The sequence below is a fragment of the Brotomerdimonas butyrica genome (genome assembly GCF_025567305.1).
GTDB lineage: Bacteria > Bacillota > Clostridia > Peptostreptococcales > Anaerovoracaceae > Lentihominibacter > Lentihominibacter butyricus.
Genome location: NZ_JAOQJP010000008.1, coordinates 85,990 through 105,199, shown reverse-complemented (window position 1 = coordinate 105,199; position 19,210 = coordinate 85,990). Strand labels below are relative to the sequence as shown.

Genomic DNA, 19,210 nt, shown 5'->3' with positions numbered 1-19,210 from the left:
TTATAAAATGATCCCGGTGTTTGAAAATATTTTTCATATTTTCTATTTTTTACCATATAAAAATTATACTACACCCTTCTCCTATCCAAAAGCGTTTTATTTCGACATTATTCGACAAATACCGACAGCCAGTAGGCGTTTTCATATCAAGGATGCCTCGCGATCACGACTTCACAATAATAACAGTCTTTTTTACCGCAGAACAAAAAACCGCGATCAGCTCCGAAAACTGTATCCCCAGCTCCGGCACCGTTCGCGGCAGACTGTATACTGCTGTATTTATTTCACATCAAAGGTCTTAGCCATATTCTCCTTGCCCTTGATTTCTTCCACGTCTATGCAGATCAGTGCAGTCTTTCCTATCGCAGCGTCGACGAATTTCATTCCGCCTTCGACAAAGTCAGGTGATAATTTGTAAATGAACTGCTCGAGTATCCTTCTTCTCTCTGCATCATCTTCAACAAATGATGCTCTGCCGAATGCCACGACGCTCTGATACGCTGCGGTGAACATATCCTGCTGCACTCTTGAATTGAGTATTGCCGAGAAGCAGACCCTGTCGCTGTTCTTCAACGCTTCGATCTTATATCCGTACTTTGCTGAATGTATATATATCTTTCCGTTATCATACACGTAATTTACAGGGACCGCATACGGATAACCGTCATCACCGTTGACTGCCAGAGTTCCGTGATTCCCTGCGGAGAATGCCTTTTCTACGGCCTCCGCACTCATCTGTCTGTCTTTTTTATACATTTCTCTTTTCATATCTTTTCCTCCTGTTTCGATTTCTCTTTTTTCATAAAGCATACCATCCTGGTCCCGGCGCACGACGTTGCCGTTGCAACATATACAAAAACATCGTATAATTTTTACATAAAAGTCCGCACGAAAATATGCTGCATATGCATGCAGCACAATCAGATACTAATGTACAGAGGTGATCATATGAACTGCGATATCAACGAAATAAAAAAACTCGATCTTTTCCACGGGATCAAAGAGAGCGATCTTCCCGGCATGATGTCATGCATCGGCGGCCAGATCAAAACGTATGACAAAGGTCAGTTCATTTCTCTTGAGGCTGATGAGATGAAATGGATCCATGTCGTGCTCTCCGGCACCGTGCACATGCTCAAGCTCGATATATGGGGAAACGAAACGATCCTTTCAGTGATAGGCGAAAACCAGCTTTTCGGAGAGACATTCGCAGGCTCGAGCGACCCTGTGGCTTCCGTGTCATTCCGCTCTGCAAAAAACACGCGGCTCCTTTCCATACCGTTCTACAGGATAATGCACACCTGTACGCTTTCCTGCGTTTTCCACCACAGGATAATCGAAAACATGGTATCGCTGATCGCCGAAAAAAACAAACAGCTCATGGAAAAGCTCGCCATCGTGTCTCAGAAGACGCTTCGCAAGAAGATCCTGGCATATCTCTCCGTTCAAGCTCAGGAGTCCGGCTCCGGTGATGAAAACGACGCGTTTGTGATCCCTCTCGGCAGGGTCGAGCTCGCCAGCTACCTGAACGTGGACAGAAGCGCGCTGACACGAGAGCTCAACAATATGAAAGAAGACGGTATCATAGATTTCAGCAGGAACACGTTCCGCCTTCTGGAATAAAACCCAATGATCATACAAGCACTAATTTTTTTCAGCTTTTCAGGAAATACTCCTTATTAGACGATATTCAAAATATCATGTCCGGGCATATTCGCAGCAGCTCGGACATCTGTAAGGAGTTTTTTATGGAGAACAAACAGGATAAAACGCACCAGCTGGGGTTCGGCGGACTGACCGCCATGATAATCGGCTCGACAATAGGCGCCGGGATCTTCACGATAGCCGGAGACATGGCGTCGAACGGAGCCCACACAGGCAGCGTGCTCATAGGATGGAGCATATGCGGCATAGGGATGTACACACTGATGAGATCGTTCTTCGGCCTGAACACTATCAGACCCGAACTGACAAACGGCATCTACAGCTACGCCAAGGAAGGGTTCGGCGAATTCGTCGGCTTCAATTCGGCATGGGGCTACTGGATGAGCGCGCTGATCTCCAACGTTTCTTATATCACTCTGCTCTTCGGTTCCCTGGGTTATTTCTTCCCTGTGTTTGCAAAGGGCACGAATACGGTATCCGTGATATGCGGCTCCGTGCTCGTATGGATGATTGTTGCACTGGTCCTCCGCGGAGTAAAGCAGGCCACGCTCGTCACCACAGTCGCGACGATATGTAAACTGATACCTATCTTCGTATTCATCGCAGCGGTTCCGCTCGCTTCAAAATTCGACCCGGAAATATTCTTTGACAACTTCTGGGGCAACGGCACACTTTCGCTCAATTCACAGATCATGGCCACCACCTCGTCGACCGTATGGGCCTTCATCGGCGTCGAGGGAGCAGTCGTGCTGTCTGCCCGTGCAAAGAAGCCGGATGATGTCGGAAAAGCTTCACTTACGGGATTCCTGGGGCTTCTCGCTCTTTACGTGATCGTTGCAGTCCTCAGTATGGGAGTGCTGCCTGCAGAAGAGCTCGCACGCCTCGACAATCCTCAGATGGCTCATATACTCGAAGCCGCCGTAGGTCCATGGGGCGCCACTATCGTAAACATCGGGGTTATCGTTTCCATCGCCGGAGCACTGCTCGGCTGGACGATAATCGCAGCCGAATGTCCCTACGAAGCCGCCAAGCAGGGCGTCTTCACCAGAGCCTTCGGCAAAAGCAACAAAAACGGCTCTCCCGCAGTATCGCTGATAATAACGAATATCCTGATCCAGATATTCCTCCTCATCGTGCTGCTGAACGAATCATCATATCTGGCGTTTTATACAATAGGAGCTTCTATGATAATGCTTCCTTATCTGCTGAGTGCGCTTTATTATGCAAAGCTCACGTTCAGCGCCGGCATACGCAGCTCTATCGACGGCGGGGCTCTGGTAAGGGAAAGGATCTTCGCTCTTATGGGCACGCTGTACGGCATATGGATGATCGTATCCTCCGGCATGGTCCAGGTGCTGATCACCAGCATACTTTACGCCCCCGGCATACTGGTCTATATGAAAGGCCGCCGCGAAAAGGATCTCTTCGTATTCAGACGCTATGAAAAAAACATAGCCTATATCATAACCGCACTTGCCATACTTTCACTGATACTGCTGTTTACAGGTGCTATCGACCCGTTTTAACCGATTGTATACAAATATACCAGTGTACGCGTGTACATGTGTACATTTTCTAGCTGTTTGCATGTACTATTTTGCGGTCGGCATAAAATAGGCTTTCATGCCATATTTATGTAATTTACTTTAGTGTTCTGATGTGTTATACTCTAGTCTGTAAAGTATTAATTATAAGGAGGTCTTGAATGTTTAACAGGAACAAAAGTAAAAGACACGACATAAAAAAGACCGTAAAAAGTGCGGTGAAGGAGGAGATAAAAAACACTGTCAAATCCACACTCGTCCAGGATTTTCTCGATTATAGCGCTAAAACCATTGAAACTAACGATAAAATCGAATCTGATCTTTATATAAAAAACAACGTAAAACGAGGCTTGAGAAATTCCAACGGAACAGGAGTCGTGGTGGGTCTTACCAAAATCGGAGACGTCCGCGGATACGAAGTGGACTCTGCGGGCAACAAGATCCCTGTCGACGGAAAGCTCTTTTACAGGGGCTACAACATTGAAGATATTGTCGGAAACTGCATAAAGGAAGACCGTTTCGGCTTCGAAGAAATCACTTTCTTGCTGATATTCGGAACGCTCCCGAGCAGATCTGAACTTGAAGCTTTCAAAAAAATGCTCGGTGCCAAGCGCGAACTGCCTAACGGCTTCGCACGTGACATGATACTGACAGCACCGTCAAACAACATCATGAACAAGCTGGCGCGAAGCGTACTGGCACTGTACTGCTACGATGACAATCCGGACGACACATCGATCCCTAACGTACTTCGCCAGTCGATAAATCTGATCGGATATTTCCCGGCGCTGATCGCTTATGCATATCAGGCAAAGGCTTCATTCTACGACAACATGAGCCTTCATCTGCATAACCCTATACCTGAGCTTTCCACTTCGGAAAACATCCTCAGGATGATCAGACCTATGGGAGAATACATGGATATAGAAGCGAAACTGCTGGATCTTTCCATGATACTGCATGCGGAGCACGGCGGCGGAAACAACTCGTCATTCACGACGCATCTGATCTCGTCGACCGGCACCGATACATATTCCGCCATCTCAGCTGCCATTGGCTCGCTGAAAGGTCCTAAACACGGCGGAGCCAATATAGCCGTGATCAACATGATCGCTGATATAAAGGCTCACGTTCCTGACTTCAACAACAGAGGCAAGCTCGACGACTATCTCGTCAAGATCCTCAAAAAGGAAGCAAACGACAAGACCGGTCTCGTATACGGTATGGGACATGCGATATACACACTGTCCGATCCGAGAGCAAAGCTTCTCAAGTCGATGTCCAAGAAGCTCGCAGAGAACAAGAATCTCGTAGACGATTTCCTGCTGTGTGATTACATCGAACGACGCACGCCGCAGCTCTACGCAGAAGTTACAGGCATCGAAAAGCCTATGCCTGCCAACGTGGATCTTTATTCAGGCTTCGTATACGATGCGCTTGATATACCTGTTACCATCGCCACGCCGCTGTTCGCTACAGCAAGGCTTTCAGGCTGGTGCGCACACAGGATAGAGGAACTCGTTGCCGGAGGAAAGCTGATGCGACCTGCTTACAACTCGGTACAGCAGCCGCGCGAATACATCAATATCAAGGACAGGACATCATCTACCCTGCCGATTAAAAAATAATTTTTATCGATCATGCCCCGCATGTCTATATATGCGGGGTTTTTTGATGCTTTTATCTGTCTTCGCAGCATGATCCACGCACAAAAAAGCGCCGCCTCAGGATCTGTGCGCTGATATTCGTCAGCGATATCCTGAAGAGGCGCTTTTTGCATCTCATCAAATAATTGTAGTTTTTCTCCCGCTATTTCTCTGTCACTGTGACTTTCGAAAGCCCGAGCGAAGCGATATCTCCGCTGCTGTGAGCCTTTACAGTCACATTGCCGTCCTTTATCGTATCGAGCACACTGTTGTAATCGGATTCTGAAAATGCTGCAAATCTGCCGTTGCTCATTTCCAGCCATATCCCGTCATTCTCAGCATTATATGTCTGGACTTCGCCGCCCGGGAACTTGTCTCGTCTGTACTGCTTGAGCAATTCTTCAAGCACGCCGTCTATATCCTTTACAGCAGATGTCATCACCGTATCTGACATTTCACTCTTGTCAGTTTCAGCCGCGATCACCTTCCTGTCCGTAAGCTCTGCAGCTTCTATCACAGGCTGCTCTACCGTTTCGCCGCATGCGAATATCACTTCCGTGCCTGCCCCGTACCATTCCGAAGCCGTGCTCAGTATAGACTCTCTCGTATCATCCGAAGTGCAGTAGCGGTAATTCACAGATACTGCAGCGCCTGTTTCCTTGGCTGCCGCATCAGCACCCTGCAGGAATCCGTAACCGTAATCCATCACTACAGACTTTTTCTCATCGCCGATAAAGCCCAGCTGCGTCTTTCCGTCTTTTACAGCGCTGTATCCGGCAAGATAGCCTGCCTGTTCGGATGCGAACATCACTACCGCTGTATTATCTCCGATATCAGTCTTCCCCGACTCCTTGTCCACCGGTTCCGAATCTATCAGTATGAATTTTACATCCTTATATTCTTTCTGTGCACTGCAGACAACGTCCGCAAATGAAGATCCGTCCGCTATTATCAGCTTCGCGCCCTTTTCCACTGCATTGTCTATCGTCTCCATGTAAGCTTCATCTGAAGCCTCCGGCGCTTTGTAATACTTGTGCGACACGCCCTTGTCCGCTCCGAACTCACTTATCGCCGTCCACGCCACCTGGCTGTATCCGCCGTCCATTATCATATCGGCATCTGTCACCATCGCGATCTCGTAGCTCACCTGATCCTCCGGCTGTTCGGCTTCAGGTGCTCCGCATCCGGCTACCGTGAGCATCATCAGTACAGCTGACAGTAGCATCATTATCTTTTTCATCATCCGATCCCTCCTAGTAAAGTTCCTCTCTCCTGTGCCTGAGAAGCGGCAGCTGCTGCCTGACAGCTCCGACACGCTCAAGATCTATATCCCCATAAACGATGCATTCCTTTTCATCGGCATGCGCTATGAACTGGCCCCACGGATCAGCTATACACGAGCCGCCGTAGGCCTGATAAGGTCCGTTTTCATCCCTCGCAGGTGAATTTGCCGCGAAATACACCTGGTTGTCAAGCGCTCTGGCTCTCATCGTGATGTCCCAGTGCGCAGGTCCCGTCGTAAGATTGAATGCTGCCGGGAGGATCATCAGCTCAGCTCCCGCAAGTGTCATCTTCCTGAACCATTCAGGGAATCTCACGTCGTAGCAGATCGCTACGCCTACCTTGCAGAATTCCGTGTCGATGACGGTCATGTCCTTTCCCGCAGTAAGCGTATCCGACTCCATGAATCTGATGCCGCCCTCGACGTCTATATCGAACAGATGGACCTTTCTGTGTCTTCCGATCAAGTTGCCGGCCCTGTCGAATGAAAACGAAGTGTTGTAGACGTTCCCTCCGTCAAGCTCAGGTATCGAACCTCCCACCAGATATATACCCAGATCCGATGCAAGTTTTGACAGGAACTCTACAGTCCTGCCGTCTGCCGGTTCAGAGTACTCTCTGAAGTAGTCATTCGAGTACGGACAGTTCCACATCTCCGGAAGTGAAATTATCTCAGCTCCGTTCTCCGCTGCTTCTCTAACGAATCTTTCTGCAGTTTTCATGCTCTCTGTCTTGTCAAACGAACCTTTCATCTGACACAATCCGATCCTGAACATATTACTTCCTCCATATCATCAAATTACGATAATCTGCCTGATCCGTGTGCATATGCCTCACACGGACTTCACATTCTCACCCATTCCACATTCTTATTCTTCAGTCTGTGCCTGCCGGTCATTTTCACAGAGGCCGCCCTTCAGCGCATCGATTAATCGCTTCGTGATCCTGGCTGTGAGTCCCCATATCACATTTCCGTCAAGCTCGTCATACACCGGCACCGGCGCCCGGCCGTTCCTCCACTTGTATGGAGCTCCTCCCGTGACTTCATCGTACGGAAAATCCTCAGGCGGCTGCGGCACGATCTCAGTCCAGTACACGCGCGGATCGTTCTCCATCAGCCACTCCACCGGAACGAGAAAAGTCTCCTCGACTTCATCGCTGTTCAGCTCCATCGACGCGAGTGCGCTTTCCTCTATTATACCAAGATAACAGTACATTGCAAAATTGCTGTATGTGTATATCGTATCCAGCTGGCATACGATCTTTATCTGCTCCTCACTGATACCGATCTCCTCCCGCGTCTCGCGCAAAGCGCACGTTTCAGTCGTTTCTCCGGGTTCCAGCTCGCCTCCCGGGAAGCATATCTCTCCCGGCTGTCTTTTCATATGTCTCGCCCTATTTTCATAGAGAAGATAAAGTCCGTCGCTGCACTTCACCACCGGTACGAGTACTGAAAAAAACTTAAAGAACTCTTCGCTGCCGTATTCCCTGTTTTCAAAAATGCGCTCCACGTCACTGAGCTTCAGGCGTCTTTCTGATTTCATTTTCTTTCCTCTGATATCTTATATTGATATACGATGCGAGCAGTATGCATCCTATACCTACGTATGTATTCCACAGTATCGTCTCTTTCAGGAAGATCACTGCCATTAGTGGCGCTATAGCCGGCTTCAGGAAAAATGCCAGCGAACCTGTTGAAGCATCCGAAGCTTTTATTGCCATAAAGTAGAAAAAATATCCCAGTCCTGTTACGAATATGCCTACATAAAGCACCAGCGCTATATTGTCTGCAACTCCGGCCACTACCGGTCTTCCCGTTATCAGTATTATTATAAGCAGTATAAGTGATCCCAGTATGAAGCTTATGCTTGTCTGGGCCATTATTCCCATTTTCTGCACGCTTACTTTTCCGGCAACAGTGTATGCCCCGAAGAATACAGCTGCGAGCAGCATGTATATTATACCGATGACCGTATTGCCCTCCTGTATGTTCCATGGCTTTATCATGAAGATAAGCCCTACAAGTCCTACCGCCAGCACGATCATCTTGTTTTTATTCATTTTCTCGTTTGCAAAGAAATGTGCAAATATCATCGTGAACCACGGATTTATACATATCAGTACCGAGGCTGTCGCCGCATTGGAATTCATGATGCCAAGCTGGAAAAACACCATGCTCACAGGGATACCGAGGATCCCCACACCTGCAAGTCTGAGAAAGTCCTTTGCAGTAAGCTTGACGTTGTTTTTCTTCAGCTCCGCCAATGCAAACGGCAGCAGTATCAGTCCTCCTATCGCAAATCTCAGGAATGTCAGCTGGAAAGGGTCCAGCTGGCTGCCCGCCAGTTTGCACGCGACTTCCATCGTACCGAACAGAAATGCCGTAAGTATTACACAGATATATGCTTTTTTCATTAAATTCACGTCCTTAAAAATCCTTAAAAAAGGCGGTGAATTCACCGCCTTTTGATATTTTCTGCTATTATTTTCTTCTGGTTGATTAGTTCAGGATCTCGCATCCGTCAAAGTTCACACCGATCATCTCTTCTTTTTCAGCGCTTACGCTTACTACGAAGTTAAGATCGAACAGCTTCGATATAGCCTTGAGTCTGTCGATAAACTCCGGAAGATCTCCGAGGGAAACATCCGCATGCTTCAGTATGCTGTCGATGAAGATAGTCTCGATGTCGTGATCTGAACTGATGATACCGTATACAAAACCGATATACTCATCAATGTTAGTGATGTTTTCATAGTCTTCCATACAGATGACTCTGATCTCATGAGCCAGCTCGTATGTAAGTCTGTGGTTTTTATTAATAAATATTATGCTTCCATTGCTTTCCTTAACGCTGTCGTTTGCCAGCTGCACCATCTGTCCTGTTTTACCGCTACCTTTATGTCCTATAAGTAATTTCACCATAATATTACCCTCCTCGATATATTGTTATATGCGAATTTATGTTAGCTATAATTATACACCATGTACGCATTTTCAGCAACTGCAAATCAAGTATTAAAATCTGAACATTCGCAAATCATTCACTCTACTGATCTCGCTTCACCTTTCGTCTCAGCTGTCCGCACGCACCGTCTATGTCAGCGCCCATTTCTCTGCGCACGGTCGCCGCAATGCCGTTGTCGCCGAGCCATTCCGCGATCTCCTCAGCACGTTTCCTGCTGCTTCCGTGAAGCCCGGTCTCCTCGACTCTGTTGAGCGGGATCAGATTCACATGGCAGAGCATGCCTCTGAGCTTTTTCTTCATCAGCTCCATATCCCGTGGCATATCGTTCTCACCCTTTATAAGGGTGTACTCAAACGTGACTCTGCGGCCCGTCTTCTCCGCATATTCGCCTGCCGCCTCAAGCAGCCGGTCGACGGGATATGCTCTGTTCACAGGCATCAGTGCACTTCTGCCTTCATCTGTCAGCCTGTGTAATGATATCGCCAGATTGACCTGAGGGAAATCCTCGGCGAACTGCCTTATCACCGGAATGATGCCGCTTGTGGATACCGTGATGTTCCTGTAGCTGAGGTTCCTGCCGTTCTTGGCGTGTAATATATGGAGAAACCTTTTGAGATTCTCATAGTTATCAAAAGGCTCCCCCATTCCCATGACCACGATGTGATCGATCTTTTCTCCGGTCGATGCTTCTGCCGCAAAGATCTGCTCGAGCATTTCCCCGGCAGTCAGATTCCTGACAAAACCGTCGAGCGTAGATGCGCAGAACCTGCAGCCCATCCTGCAGCCCACCTGTGATGACACGCACAGCGAATTGCCGTATCTGTATTTCATGAATACGCTTTCCACCGTGTTGCCATCCTGAAGACCGAACAGGAATTTCCTGGTCCCGTCCTTCCTGTCATGCTGCACATCTATCGTCTCCAACCCGTTCATACATGCTGTCTCTTTCAATTTCTCCCTGAGCTTTACGGAAAGATCCGTCATGTCGTCAAAATCTCTGACGCCTCGCGAAAGCCACTTGAAGATCTGTTTCCCCCGAAACGGAGCCTCGCCCGCAGCCTTTGCAAGATCCATGAGCTCTTCTTCCGTAAGCCCGAGAAGATCTGTTTTTTCCATTAAACTCTCTCCACATCAAGTCCTGTCTTGTGTCCGTTGATGTCGCATGTGTCGATACCTGCCTTGCTTTCAACTGCAACAGCCAGAGTTTCCTTCATTATATAATCTCTGTACGCATCGATAGCTGCAGCAACGTCCTCGTCCGCATCGACAAAGATCCTGATGTTGTCCATCATCTCGTAATCGTTCTGCTTTCTGAGCTGCTGAACCTTTGAAACGATCTCTCTTGCGAGACCCTCGCTGATGAGCGCAGGCGTCAGAGTCGTCTCTAAAATAGTGAACACGTTGTTTTCCATAGCTACTGCAAAGCCGTCCTTCGCGGATATCTTCACATCGACCATATCCTTTGTGATCTCGACCGTCTCGCCGCCGATCTCCATGTTGATCTTTCCGTCTGCCTCGAGCTTTGCAACAGTCTCTGCCGGATCAGCCTTTGCCAGTGCACCGCCGAATGCCTTGATGTTCTTTCCGAGCATCGGGCCTGCGACCTTGAAGTTAGGCTTGAGCGCATAGTTCATGTATTCGTCGAGCTTGCTCTCGAACACTACTTTCTTCACGTTCAGCTCTTCCATGATCAGCGGAGCCAGATCGTCTATCACAGCCTGATATTTGCCTGCAACGAGGATCTCTGCGAGCGGCTGTCTTACCTTGATCCTCTCTTTCTCTCTGGTTCCTCTTCCGAGTCCTACAAGAGTTCTTACGAGGTCCATCCTCTCCTCTACCTTTTCATCGATGAGGCTCTCGTCTGCCACAGGGAAGTATGCAAGATGAACTGATTCCTCGCCTGTCAGGTTCTGATAGATCTCATCTGAAATGAACGGTGCGAACGGAGCTATCATCTTGGCAAGACCTACGAGCACTTCGTAAGTAGTTGCATATACCGCTTTCTTGTCATCGTTGAGTTCTTCGCCCCAGAATCTTCTTCTTGCTCTTCTGATGTACCAGTTCGACAGATCCTCATTGACGAATTCCTGTATCTTTCTTACCGATTTCATGTGATCGTATCTGTCCATGTCGTCAGTCACTTCTTTGATCAGGTTGTTGTACTTCGAGATGACCCATCTGTCAAGCTCAGGTCTCTGATCGTACGCGATCTCGATCGAAGCAGGATCTATTCCGTCCTGGTTCGAATAAAGTGCGAAGAAGTTGTATACGTTCTTCAGTGTTCCGAAGAACTTGCTGACTACTTCGATCAGTCCGTCTTCATCGAATTTCGTCGGTGACCATGCCGGTGACACGTGGAGCAGGTACCATCTTGTCGCATCTGCGCCGTACTTGTCGAACAGTTCGAACGGGTCTACCGTGTTGCCCTTGGACTTGCTCATCTTCTTGCCGTTCTTGTCCAGGATCAGGTCATTTACGAGAACATTCTTGTATGGCGCTCTGCCCTTGATGAATGTGGATATAGCCATCAGCGAGTAGAACCATCCTCTGGTCTGGTCTATACCTTCGCATATGAAATCAGCCGGGAACAGCTCTTCATCGAAGTTCTCGCTGTTTTCAAACGGATAGTGCTGCTGTGCGAACGGCATTGCTCCGCTGTCGAACCAGCAGTCCATTACTTCCGGTATTCTCGTCATCGTCTTGCCGCAGTGAGGGCATGTAAGATGCACGTCGTCAACATACGGTCTGTGCAGTTCGATGTCCTCAGTGATGTTTTCCTGAGCTTTTTCAACAAGTTCAGCTCTGCTGCCTATGCATTCCAGATGGCCGCATTCACATCTCCAGATAGGGATCGGTGTTCCCCAGTATCTGTTTCTGGATATCGCCCAGTCGTTGACGTTTTCGAGCCAGTTTCCGAATCTCTTTTCTCCTACGAAATCAGGGAACCAGTTGACCGTGTTGTTGTTTGCAACGAGCTGATCCTTGAGCTTTGTCATTTCTATATACCAGCTAGGCTTAGCATAGTAAAGGAGCGGAGTGCCGCATCTCCAGCAGTGCGGATAGTTGTGCTCCATCTTTTCCTTCGCATAGATCTTGTTCTCTGCTGCGAGCCACTTTATGATATCTATGTCAAGGCCGTCTTCCATTACGAATCTGCCCTTCCACGGAGTATCTGTGTATTTGCCCTGTTCATCTACAGGATTCACTACAGGAAGATCATATCTCCTGCCTGTGTTGTAGTCATCTTCACCGAAAGCAGGTGCAGTGTGTACGATACCTGTACCGTCTTCGATAGTTACGTAGTCTGCGCATGTAACGAAGAATGCTTTCTTGTCAGGAGTGATGAACGGCATGAGCTGTTCATATTCCACGTACTCGAGATCTTTGCCCTTCATTTCCTCAAGGATCTCATAATTGCCTTCTCCGAGGACTTTGTCCGCAAGGACCTTTGCAACATAGAACACATTGCCCTCTTCGTCACCTGCTGTCATCTTTACTTTGATGTAGTCAACATCAGGACCTACTGTCAGCGCAACGTTCGAAGCGAGCGTCCACGGTGTAGTCGTCCATGCGAGGAAGTATTCGTCTGCATCCTTTCTCTTGAACTTTGCAGTTATAGTGTTTACCTTGATCTCCTTGTATCCCTGTGCAACTTCGTGTGAAGCCAGTCCTGTTCCGCATCTAGGGCAATATGGAAGGATCTTGTGACCTTCGTATACGAGTCCTGCCTTGAAGAATTCCTTGATTATCCACCAGCCGGTCTCGATGTAGTTGTTGTCGAGAGTGATATACGGGTGATCCAGATCGATCAGGTATCCCATCCTCTTCGTCATCTGTCTCCACATGCTTTCATATGTGAACACCGATTCCTTGCACTTTTCATTGAATTCCCTGATACCGTATTTCTCGATATCCTGTTTACCGCTCATCTTGAGCTGTTTTTCGACCTCTATCTCTACAGGCAGTCCGTGAGTATCCCATCCTGCCTTACGCTTTACTGCAAAACCCTGCATGGTCTTGTATCTGCACACCGAGTCCTTGAGCGTTCTTGCTATGACATGGTGTATTCCCGGTCTGCCGTTTGCAGTAGGAGGTCCCTCATAGAATATGAACGACGGCTTGCCTTCTCTCGTGCTGACACATTTGCCTAACAGATCTTCTTTTTCCCAGTTTTCAGCCTGCTCCATCTGAAGCTCGGCGATAGGTTTTTCAGATAAATTTTTGATCATCTTTTGCATTCCTTTCAAAATAAAACGCCCCCAACAGCTGATGTTAGGGACGATAATAAACCGCGGTACCACCCTAGTTACGGGACCATCATCCCGTCTCTCTTAAAGTGTCGGGCTCCGAAGTGATTTTCACGATCCGCTTCACCGATGCACTCTCAGCTAAAATGCATCTCTCTGTAAGGTTATTATGCGGGGTTACTGTCTTCATCACAGCCTCAGTTTTGATTTTTATACTTCTGTAATTTTATCGTGTAGGTGCTGCAAAGTCAAGGGAATTTATGCACATTACACATTAATGTGCACCACATTGCCCATGCCTTTTGTGTTTGCATACGAATATGCCGCTCCGAGCGCATACGCCTTCGCCACGACCTGCCTGCGGCCTTCAGCCGTGCTGCATATGCCCGGAATAAAAATGTCTGCAGCTTTTCCGTATTTGTGCGCAGAATTCGATACACCGCCTACAAGTGCATTGTGCCGCGTGCACCGGAGGCCCGACGTTATCGTTATCGGCTTTCCGTAATACGACCGCAGACTTTCCAGGATGCTCACGAGCCGCGCGCTGACATCAGCCGGATAGCCGTTGCAGTATTTGCCTCCGCATCTGCATACGAACTCCTGCTTCGTAAAGTGCGCGGAGCCTTTCCATGACCCTGAAGATGCGCTGCCTGATGAAGCGCCCGAGCTTCCTGAAGATGCCGCGTTCAGCTTTTCAAACGTCTTCGTTCCCGCGATCCCGTCTGCCGTCAGTCCGTATTTCTGCTGTATCTTCTTTATCGCAGCTACAGTGTTCGGTCCGATCACGCCGTCCTGCTTCACGCCGACTTTGCTCTGCAGAGACATCACGGCCGAAACCAGCCTGGCATCCGTCTTAGGCCCGTATATCCCGTCTGCAAAGATGCTGTGTCCGCGCTGGAAAGCTCTCACGGCCGCCGTCGTCCCGGCTCCGTTTATCCCGTCTGCCGCTCCCGAATAATATCCGTAGTAGTGCTTCAGATCCATCTGATACTGTCTCACCGTAAGCATATCCATCCCTCCGTTTCCTCACAGCTCGCTCTCTTCGGTCTCTTCACTTTCCTCTTCTCCGTCGTCTATATGACTGCCTTTCAGCACCTTGAGAGACTGCTGCGCATACCTCGCCGAGTTCGTCACGTTATTGTTTTTCCACCACACCCAGACGCACGCGGCCACCGCAGCCACTTGGGACGCTATATCGGTCACCTGTGATTCATCCAGCGGTATCGGATTGACGCCTTTAGCCGTCAGTAATGCATTTATCAGTAAAAAGGCTGTTACCACGAGCCTTATGACTGCTTTAGAAAATTCTTTGTCCATAATAAAAACCCTCCTGCATTACAGATATGCTGCAGTGAGGGTTTTGTGAATCGGTCACCTTATGAAATTAGTGCGACTGCCGTCCTCTGTCTGAGGCAGCTGCACGCCCGCTGCCTCGGCGGCTTTGAGGGATTTTATCATCCACGCCATATTTCTCGCAAGGTTACGCATCGTCTGCAGGCCTTCAGCATCCTGAGCCGCTTCGCCCGGCAGACAGCCGTGTGCTATGTTCCAGTACGTGGATCCTACGACAGGCATCTGAGATATCCCGAAATATTTATTCATCACATCGAACGATGCCGTCGTTCCTCCTCTTCTTGCGATCGCGATCGACGCACCCGGTTTGAATGCAAAGTTCGCGCCGCTGCTGAAGAATACTCTGTCGAGGAACGAAAGCACTCTGCCGCTGGGATGTGCATAATACACCGGAGTTCCGAAAATAAAGCCGTCCGCTGCTTTCGCTTTTGCGACGAACTCATTGACCTTGTCATCATCGAACGTGCATCCTTTGTCCGAACACATCCCGCAGCCTATGCAGTCCCTGACGGGATTTCCGCCCATCTGGAATATCTCGTACTCCAGCCCTTCATTCTCGAGTTGCTTTCCGATCTCCTCAAGAGCCAGATTCGTGTTTCCTTTTTTATTCGAACTTCCGTTCAGCATCAGTACCTTCATTAACTTCACCCCTCATTTCTTTTCAGTTCTTTCAAATTTGACTATATATGATCCGAGCACCTGTCTGCATGGTATCGCTGCAGCATTTTCAGGTGTAAAATCCTGCTTTTCATAACGAGTCTTCTGTTCCTCTTCAAATGCAGGGAGCGTCTTTCCGATGCTTACGCCATGTGCATCCCTTTCAGAAAAAGTCCATGCAAATTCGCAGTCGCAGAACTCCTTTTTCTCATTTATAGTCTCAGCCGGTCGAAGCGATACAAACCCATCCGGGAGCATTGCCCGTATCCTGTCCTGTTCCACTCCGTACGCCATTACAAACTGTTCTACTTTCATGTGACATCTACTTACCGCTCGATTTAAATCTTTATCTATAATAATACATACTGCTTACTGTTTGTTCAATAATAATTTGTTCGATAATAATTGTTCGACAATAAAATGGTATCCGGTTTTGTGTATGATCGCAACGATCCAAAAAATATTGCACAAACGGCGCTACAAATGTGTAATATGAGCACCCTTGAAAAAAACATTACACATATTTTTTCCATATATTGTGATTTCTGCCGCAAAATCGCCTGCAAATCGCCATTTTTCACTTTTACAGCAAAATTCTTGTGCAGATGAAAAGCCTCTTCACTCTAAATTGCACAAAAAATCACCCCGATGTGTATTCACGTCCGCGAAAGCCTTTTTCTACACAAATGATGACGAGGAACCGGAAATATTCATATACATGATAATAAGGCATCCACACCGGGATCACACCCTCGATCTTAATTCTTCTGCCAGTTCAAACAGGAATTTATATTTCGGATCAGTATCTTTTATCCGATCATATACCTCTCGCTCATACCCCATATCCGCTAACATTTTTGCAGTATCATACTTCATGACTATCGTATCTGAATACTGCTGCGCTTCATTATTTAAAATTCTTTTTATAGTCTCTTCCCTGCTTTTAAACTCATTAAAGTATTCCTGCACCAGATCCAGGGATCCGACTACATCCTCCTTTACCGCATCGCAGTCAGCATCTGCATCGATGTGCCACCATTTATCAGAAAGCAATCTGTTTCTTATGAGACATTCATATTCTTTAAATTTTTTATTTTGGATAGATACGTCTTTTTCAAAATAGATGCCTGTATTCATCGTGAAAGCTATGGACTCTTTCGTATTCCATCTGTCGCGCTGGAAATTTATGATCTTGCACAATCCATCCTCCTGGAAAAGTCTAAAATTCTGACCATCTTTCTTATATCCCAAAGGCTTCAATTCTGCATATACACTTTCCATGATGTCTTTAAATATATTCTCCATATTCATCTCCTAAATCATGTATCTGAAATAAGGGAACAAAACCAATAACTCTGACCCCTCAACAATCCCACCTGAATTTTACACCTTTTCCTTGCATTATGCACAGCTACAAAGGATCACTACCATAATTACCGTAAGGCAGAGGCACACGATTCCAACTCCCATAAACACTTTCTGAATGCAGGATATCTTTTCAGTCGGGTTTTTACTCCAATAACGGCGATCTGTTTATAGAATTCCACCTCTTCCCATAGAACCAATATTATATGGATTTTATTTTTATGTCCAACCGCAGTTGGACATAGACCGGTTTTAATGCTATCTGAGTGCATCTGGCTGCACTCACCTGCACCGGTGGCAGATCGCCGAAACCGTTGCAATCGCTGGGATACGTTGAAATTAAAAGACCCGAGGCAAAATGCCTCGGGTGTGATTTCTTGGTTGCGGGGATCGTGCGAACCAAAAGGCTGTATCCATTGAAACCAACGCATTCTCAGCTTTTATTCAACACCCTATGTCCAGCACATGTCCTTCAAATTTTTCCATTGCACTGTTATGCATACTGTCGAATACATCGGCATAGATATCCAGTGTCATATGTATGTCTTTATGTCCCAGCCACTTTTTTAATACCACCGGCGGAACATCCGCCTCTATGCACCTTGTTGCGAACGTATGTCTCAGAGCATGCTGTCCTCTGACACTGATCCCTGCTTTTTTACAGATACGGTGAAAGAAACAGTTCACCTGACTCGTTGTGATCAGATCATTCTTCAGATGATCGTAGAATACCAGTCCGAGCGGATTTCTCCGCTTTCTCTCCATAGCCTCCTGCAGAACAGGTTCCAGGGCTTTATTGATTGGAATATCTCTTACCCCTGCATCCGTTTTGGCACCTTCCTTGATGAACACCCTGTACTCCAGTCCCCTTGATACCGTGGATCGTACATGTATCAGTCCATTTTCAAAATCTATATTTTCCGGTTTCAATGCATTGATTTCTCCCATTCTCATCCCGCTGTACAACTCGATCAGAAGCTGCAGCTTGTACTCGTTGCGGTTTCGCGGGACCTTGAAATCTCTCAGAGCTTCCAGAAAGCGTGCCTGTTCCTCCTGTGTAAGACCTCTTACATCCTTATGCTTTTTTGATGACTTCGGCCTTCGTATATCACTTGCATCCATCGGATTTCTCTCAACGACACCCTTTTCCACAGCCACTTTGAATGCTGCCGTGAGCTGCTGATATGTTTTCTTTATCACACTGTCCGAATACTTCGTCATGCTGCGAAGGAATGCTTTGATCTGCATTTCCGTGATGTCCACAATCGGCATTTTTCCGAACCCGGACCGCTCAAGCAATGCGATCCCTCCGAGATTTCTCGCATAACCCTGCTCGCCCACAAAATTCATCGCATAATCTTCTTCATATTTCCTTCTCAGAAGTTCCGGTATCGTTATGTCCGGATCAACGGCAGCGGCTCTTTTCTCCTGTTTTTCCAGAAATTCTTCTGCCCGCTGCAGACATTCATCCTTCGTCACACCTGAAAACGATTTTCTCTTTTTCTCACCGAATTCATCGATATAGAAAAAGCGGTAGTTATATTTCCCATTCACGATCCGGAATGTACCCGATCCATTTTCTTTCTTCTGTTTTTTCATCTGCTGTCGTCTCCTGTATCTTCTCTTCATATTTATCTGTAACGTCTGCAGCTGCTGTTAAAATAATACGGCACAGGGAGAATATCATCCACTGTGCCATTTTCCGATTCGCAGACTTGACTATACTATGCCTTCATGCGCCAGTAACGTTCCTCTTTTTTCGTTCTCCTTCTGGAAAAATATTCGATCAGTGCGTGAGATTCCACGACTTTTCTTTTTCCGAAGTCCACTGCAGGGAATTCCGGATCTCCAAACAGCTTCAGGACCGTATGTCTGCTCCATCCCAGCATCTCCACCAGCTCCGCGATACCATAGAATCTCACCTCACTGGAAAGGCAGGAAGGTTTCTCTATCTTTGAAGTGTCTATCTTTTCATTTTTATCATCCACTTTCTTTCTTTCAGGCTGCAGTGCCTGTCGCTGTTTTCTTATAATTTCAGGGCTTGATGCCATATCTGTTCCTCCTTCCATCCTGCATGGATCTGTTTTATTTTGATACAGATTTCCTTCTGTGTCTGTATCGGATATCAGATCTCTCCGCCAAATCACATGCGTGCTTCACTTTTTTCATTAGATTTTCATTCAGCGTGCATCTGTATTCGATCAGTTCACTTCTGTCAAATGTCCATCTCTGCTCCGCCAGCACCATACTCTTTTTCGGAAGTCCCTTTATCATCGGCAGCACCACATGATAGGATGCATCCTGCTTTTTCAGTATGCTCGTTATCGCTGCTCCGATATATGTAGTGGATGATCTGTTCAGGTGGTCGGACTGAGTGATCACCACCGGTCTTATCCCTTTCTGCAGGCTTCCTTTGCGATCTGAAAGATCCGCATAATATACATCTCCCCGTTTTACTGTTCTGTCTTTATCGATCATTCCAAGCC

Annotated in this window: 19 protein-coding genes; 3 read left to right on the top strand and 16 right to left on the bottom strand. The window is 47.4% G+C overall.

The window, feature by feature from the left end; genetic code table 11:
- Nucleotides 1–279 precede the first annotated feature (279 nt).
- The gene (locus OCV59_RS07160) at nucleotides 280–768 is read right to left on the bottom strand and encodes a pyridoxamine 5'-phosphate oxidase family protein (protein ID WP_262584200.1); all 489 of its coding nucleotides are present in this window, start codon (nucleotides 766–768) and stop codon (nucleotides 280–282) included.
- 180 nt (nucleotides 769–948) lie between these two features.
- Between OCV59_RS07160 and OCV59_RS07155 the strand changes: the two genes are divergently transcribed.
- From OCV59_RS07155 to OCV59_RS07145, 3 genes are all read left to right on the top strand, one after another.
- Nucleotides 949–1,623, top strand: coding sequence for a Crp/Fnr family transcriptional regulator (locus OCV59_RS07155; RefSeq protein WP_147593808.1), 675 nt, complete (start codon nucleotides 949–951; stop codon nucleotides 1,621–1,623).
- A 125-nt stretch (nucleotides 1,624–1,748) separates the two neighbouring features.
- Nucleotides 1,749–3,191 (top strand): basic amino acid/polyamine antiporter, encoded by a 1,443-nt coding sequence (locus OCV59_RS07150; protein ID WP_262584199.1) that lies wholly within the window; start codon nucleotides 1,749–1,751, stop codon nucleotides 3,189–3,191.
- A gap of 179 nt (nucleotides 3,192–3,370) precedes the next feature.
- On the top strand, nucleotides 3,371–4,837 hold the full coding sequence (locus OCV59_RS07145; protein WP_147593806.1) for a citrate/2-methylcitrate synthase: 1,467 nt from the start codon (nucleotides 3,371–3,373) through the stop codon (nucleotides 4,835–4,837).
- A gap of 181 nt (nucleotides 4,838–5,018) precedes the next feature.
- On the opposite strand, the gene OCV59_RS07140 is transcribed toward OCV59_RS07145, so the two are convergent.
- The 15 genes from OCV59_RS07140 to OCV59_RS07070 form a co-directional block, all read right to left on the bottom strand.
- The gene (locus OCV59_RS07140) at nucleotides 5,019–6,098 is read right to left on the bottom strand and encodes a BMP family ABC transporter substrate-binding protein (protein ID WP_147593805.1); all 1,080 of its coding nucleotides are present in this window, start codon (nucleotides 6,096–6,098) and stop codon (nucleotides 5,019–5,021) included.
- 10 nt (nucleotides 6,099–6,108) lie between these two features.
- On the bottom strand, nucleotides 6,109–6,912 hold the full coding sequence (locus OCV59_RS07135) for a carbon-nitrogen hydrolase family protein (RefSeq protein ID WP_147593804.1): 804 nt from the start codon (nucleotides 6,910–6,912) through the stop codon (nucleotides 6,109–6,111).
- Nucleotides 6,913–7,005: 93 nt separating this feature from the next.
- A complete protein-coding gene (locus tag OCV59_RS07130) occupies nucleotides 7,006–7,680 on the bottom strand; it encodes an NUDIX hydrolase (protein WP_147593803.1) in 675 nt (224 codons plus the stop codon).
- Nucleotides 7,649–8,551 carry a DMT family transporter gene (locus tag OCV59_RS07125; RefSeq protein ID WP_147593802.1) on the bottom strand — a complete coding sequence of 301 codons (903 nt, stop codon included), beginning with the start codon at nucleotides 8,549–8,551 and terminating at the stop codon, nucleotides 7,649–7,651. The genes OCV59_RS07130 and OCV59_RS07125 overlap by 32 nt, the downstream gene beginning before the upstream one ends.
- A gap of 85 nt (nucleotides 8,552–8,636) precedes the next feature.
- Nucleotides 8,637–9,059, bottom strand: a complete 423-nt coding sequence (locus OCV59_RS07120; RefSeq protein WP_147593801.1) for a hypothetical protein — start codon at nucleotides 9,057–9,059, stop codon at nucleotides 8,637–8,639.
- A 124-nt stretch (nucleotides 9,060–9,183) separates the two neighbouring features.
- A complete protein-coding gene (gene rlmN / locus OCV59_RS07115; protein WP_147593800.1) occupies nucleotides 9,184–10,218 on the bottom strand; it encodes a 23S rRNA (adenine(2503)-C(2))-methyltransferase RlmN in 1,035 nt (344 codons plus the stop codon).
- Complete coding sequence (ileS, locus tag OCV59_RS07110) at nucleotides 10,218–13,340, bottom strand: isoleucine--tRNA ligase (RefSeq protein WP_449495052.1); 3,123 nt, start codon at nucleotides 13,338–13,340, stop codon at nucleotides 10,218–10,220. The genes rlmN and ileS overlap by 1 nt, the downstream gene beginning before the upstream one ends.
- Before the next feature lie 276 nt (nucleotides 13,341–13,616).
- The gene (locus OCV59_RS07105; RefSeq protein ID WP_262584197.1) at nucleotides 13,617–14,357 is read right to left on the bottom strand and encodes a peptidoglycan-binding protein; all 741 of its coding nucleotides are present in this window, start codon (nucleotides 14,355–14,357) and stop codon (nucleotides 13,617–13,619) included.
- 18 nt (nucleotides 14,358–14,375) lie between these two features.
- On the bottom strand, nucleotides 14,376–14,666 hold the full coding sequence (locus tag OCV59_RS07100; protein ID WP_147593797.1) for a phage holin: 291 nt from the start codon (nucleotides 14,664–14,666) through the stop codon (nucleotides 14,376–14,378).
- 54 nt (nucleotides 14,667–14,720) lie between these two features.
- A complete protein-coding gene (locus tag OCV59_RS07095; RefSeq protein WP_147593796.1) occupies nucleotides 14,721–15,341 on the bottom strand; it encodes a flavodoxin family protein in 621 nt (206 codons plus the stop codon).
- Nucleotides 15,342–15,353: 12 nt separating this feature from the next.
- Nucleotides 15,354–15,674 carry a hypothetical protein gene (locus tag OCV59_RS07090; protein WP_147593795.1) on the bottom strand — a complete coding sequence of 107 codons (321 nt, stop codon included), beginning with the start codon at nucleotides 15,672–15,674 and terminating at the stop codon, nucleotides 15,354–15,356.
- 429 nt (nucleotides 15,675–16,103) lie between these two features.
- Nucleotides 16,104–16,670: a DUF4304 domain-containing protein gene (locus OCV59_RS07085; protein WP_147593794.1), complete on the bottom strand. Its 567-nt coding sequence runs from the start codon at nucleotides 16,668–16,670 to the stop codon at nucleotides 16,104–16,106.
- A gap of 498 nt (nucleotides 16,671–17,168) precedes the next feature.
- Nucleotides 17,169–18,323 carry a tyrosine-type recombinase/integrase gene (locus OCV59_RS07080; RefSeq protein WP_262584196.1) on the bottom strand — a complete coding sequence of 385 codons (1,155 nt, stop codon included), beginning with the start codon at nucleotides 18,321–18,323 and terminating at the stop codon, nucleotides 17,169–17,171.
- A gap of 125 nt (nucleotides 18,324–18,448) precedes the next feature.
- Complete coding sequence (locus OCV59_RS07075) at nucleotides 18,449–18,775, bottom strand: helix-turn-helix domain-containing protein (protein ID WP_147593792.1); 327 nt, start codon at nucleotides 18,773–18,775, stop codon at nucleotides 18,449–18,451.
- A gap of 34 nt (nucleotides 18,776–18,809) precedes the next feature.
- On the bottom strand, nucleotides 18,810–19,202 hold the full coding sequence (locus tag OCV59_RS07070; protein WP_147593791.1) for a type II toxin-antitoxin system PemK/MazF family toxin: 393 nt from the start codon (nucleotides 19,200–19,202) through the stop codon (nucleotides 18,810–18,812).
- Nucleotides 19,203–19,210: the final 8 nt, after the last annotated feature.

What these genes read in the sequence shown, in the direction of transcription:
- OCV59_RS07125 (WP_147593802.1), bottom strand. Translation starts at nt 8,551, where the DNA reads ATGAAAAAAGCATATATCTGTGTAATACTTACGGCATTTCTGTTCGGT.
- OCV59_RS07105 (WP_262584197.1), bottom strand. Translation starts at nt 14,357, where the DNA reads ATGCTTACGGTGAGACAGTATCAGATGGATCTGAAGCACTACTACGGA.
- OCV59_RS07130 (WP_147593803.1), bottom strand. Translation starts at nt 7,680, where the DNA reads ATGAAATCAGAAAGACGCCTGAAGCTCAGTGACGTGGAGCGCATTTTT.
- OCV59_RS07070 (WP_147593791.1), bottom strand. Translation starts at nt 19,202, where the DNA reads ATGATCGATAAAGACAGAACAGTAAAACGGGGAGATGTATATTATGCG.
- rlmN (WP_147593800.1), bottom strand. Translation starts at nt 10,218, where the DNA reads ATGGAAAAAACAGATCTTCTCGGGCTTACGGAAGAAGAGCTCATGGAT.
- OCV59_RS07145 (WP_147593806.1), top strand. Translation starts at nt 3,371, where the DNA reads ATGTTTAACAGGAACAAAAGTAAAAGACACGACATAAAAAAGACCGTA.
- OCV59_RS07155 (WP_147593808.1), top strand. Translation starts at nt 949, where the DNA reads ATGAACTGCGATATCAACGAAATAAAAAAACTCGATCTTTTCCACGGG.
- ileS (WP_449495052.1), bottom strand. Translation starts at nt 13,340, where the DNA reads ATGCAAAAGATGATCAAAAATTTATCTGAAAAACCTATCGCCGAGCTT.
- OCV59_RS07100 (WP_147593797.1), bottom strand. Translation starts at nt 14,666, where the DNA reads ATGGACAAAGAATTTTCTAAAGCAGTCATAAGGCTCGTGGTAACAGCC.
- OCV59_RS07140 (WP_147593805.1), bottom strand. Translation starts at nt 6,098, where the DNA reads ATGATGAAAAAGATAATGATGCTACTGTCAGCTGTACTGATGATGCTC.
- OCV59_RS07075 (WP_147593792.1), bottom strand. Translation starts at nt 18,775, where the DNA reads ATGGCATCAAGCCCTGAAATTATAAGAAAACAGCGACAGGCACTGCAG.
- OCV59_RS07135 (WP_147593804.1), bottom strand. Translation starts at nt 6,912, where the DNA reads ATGTTCAGGATCGGATTGTGTCAGATGAAAGGTTCGTTTGACAAGACA.
- OCV59_RS07095 (WP_147593796.1), bottom strand. Translation starts at nt 15,341, where the DNA reads ATGAAGGTACTGATGCTGAACGGAAGTTCGAATAAAAAAGGAAACACG.
- OCV59_RS07160 (WP_262584200.1), bottom strand. Translation starts at nt 768, where the DNA reads ATGAAAAGAGAAATGTATAAAAAAGACAGACAGATGAGTGCGGAGGCC.
- OCV59_RS07150 (WP_262584199.1), top strand. Translation starts at nt 1,749, where the DNA reads ATGGAGAACAAACAGGATAAAACGCACCAGCTGGGGTTCGGCGGACTG.
- OCV59_RS07080 (WP_262584196.1), bottom strand. Translation starts at nt 18,323, where the DNA reads ATGAAAAAACAGAAGAAAGAAAATGGATCGGGTACATTCCGGATCGTG.
- OCV59_RS07085 (WP_147593794.1), bottom strand. Translation starts at nt 16,670, where the DNA reads ATGAATATGGAGAATATATTTAAAGACATCATGGAAAGTGTATATGCA.
- OCV59_RS07090 (WP_147593795.1), bottom strand. Translation starts at nt 15,674, where the DNA reads ATGAAAGTAGAACAGTTTGTAATGGCGTACGGAGTGGAACAGGACAGG.
- OCV59_RS07120 (WP_147593801.1), bottom strand. Translation starts at nt 9,059, where the DNA reads ATGGTGAAATTACTTATAGGACATAAAGGTAGCGGTAAAACAGGACAG.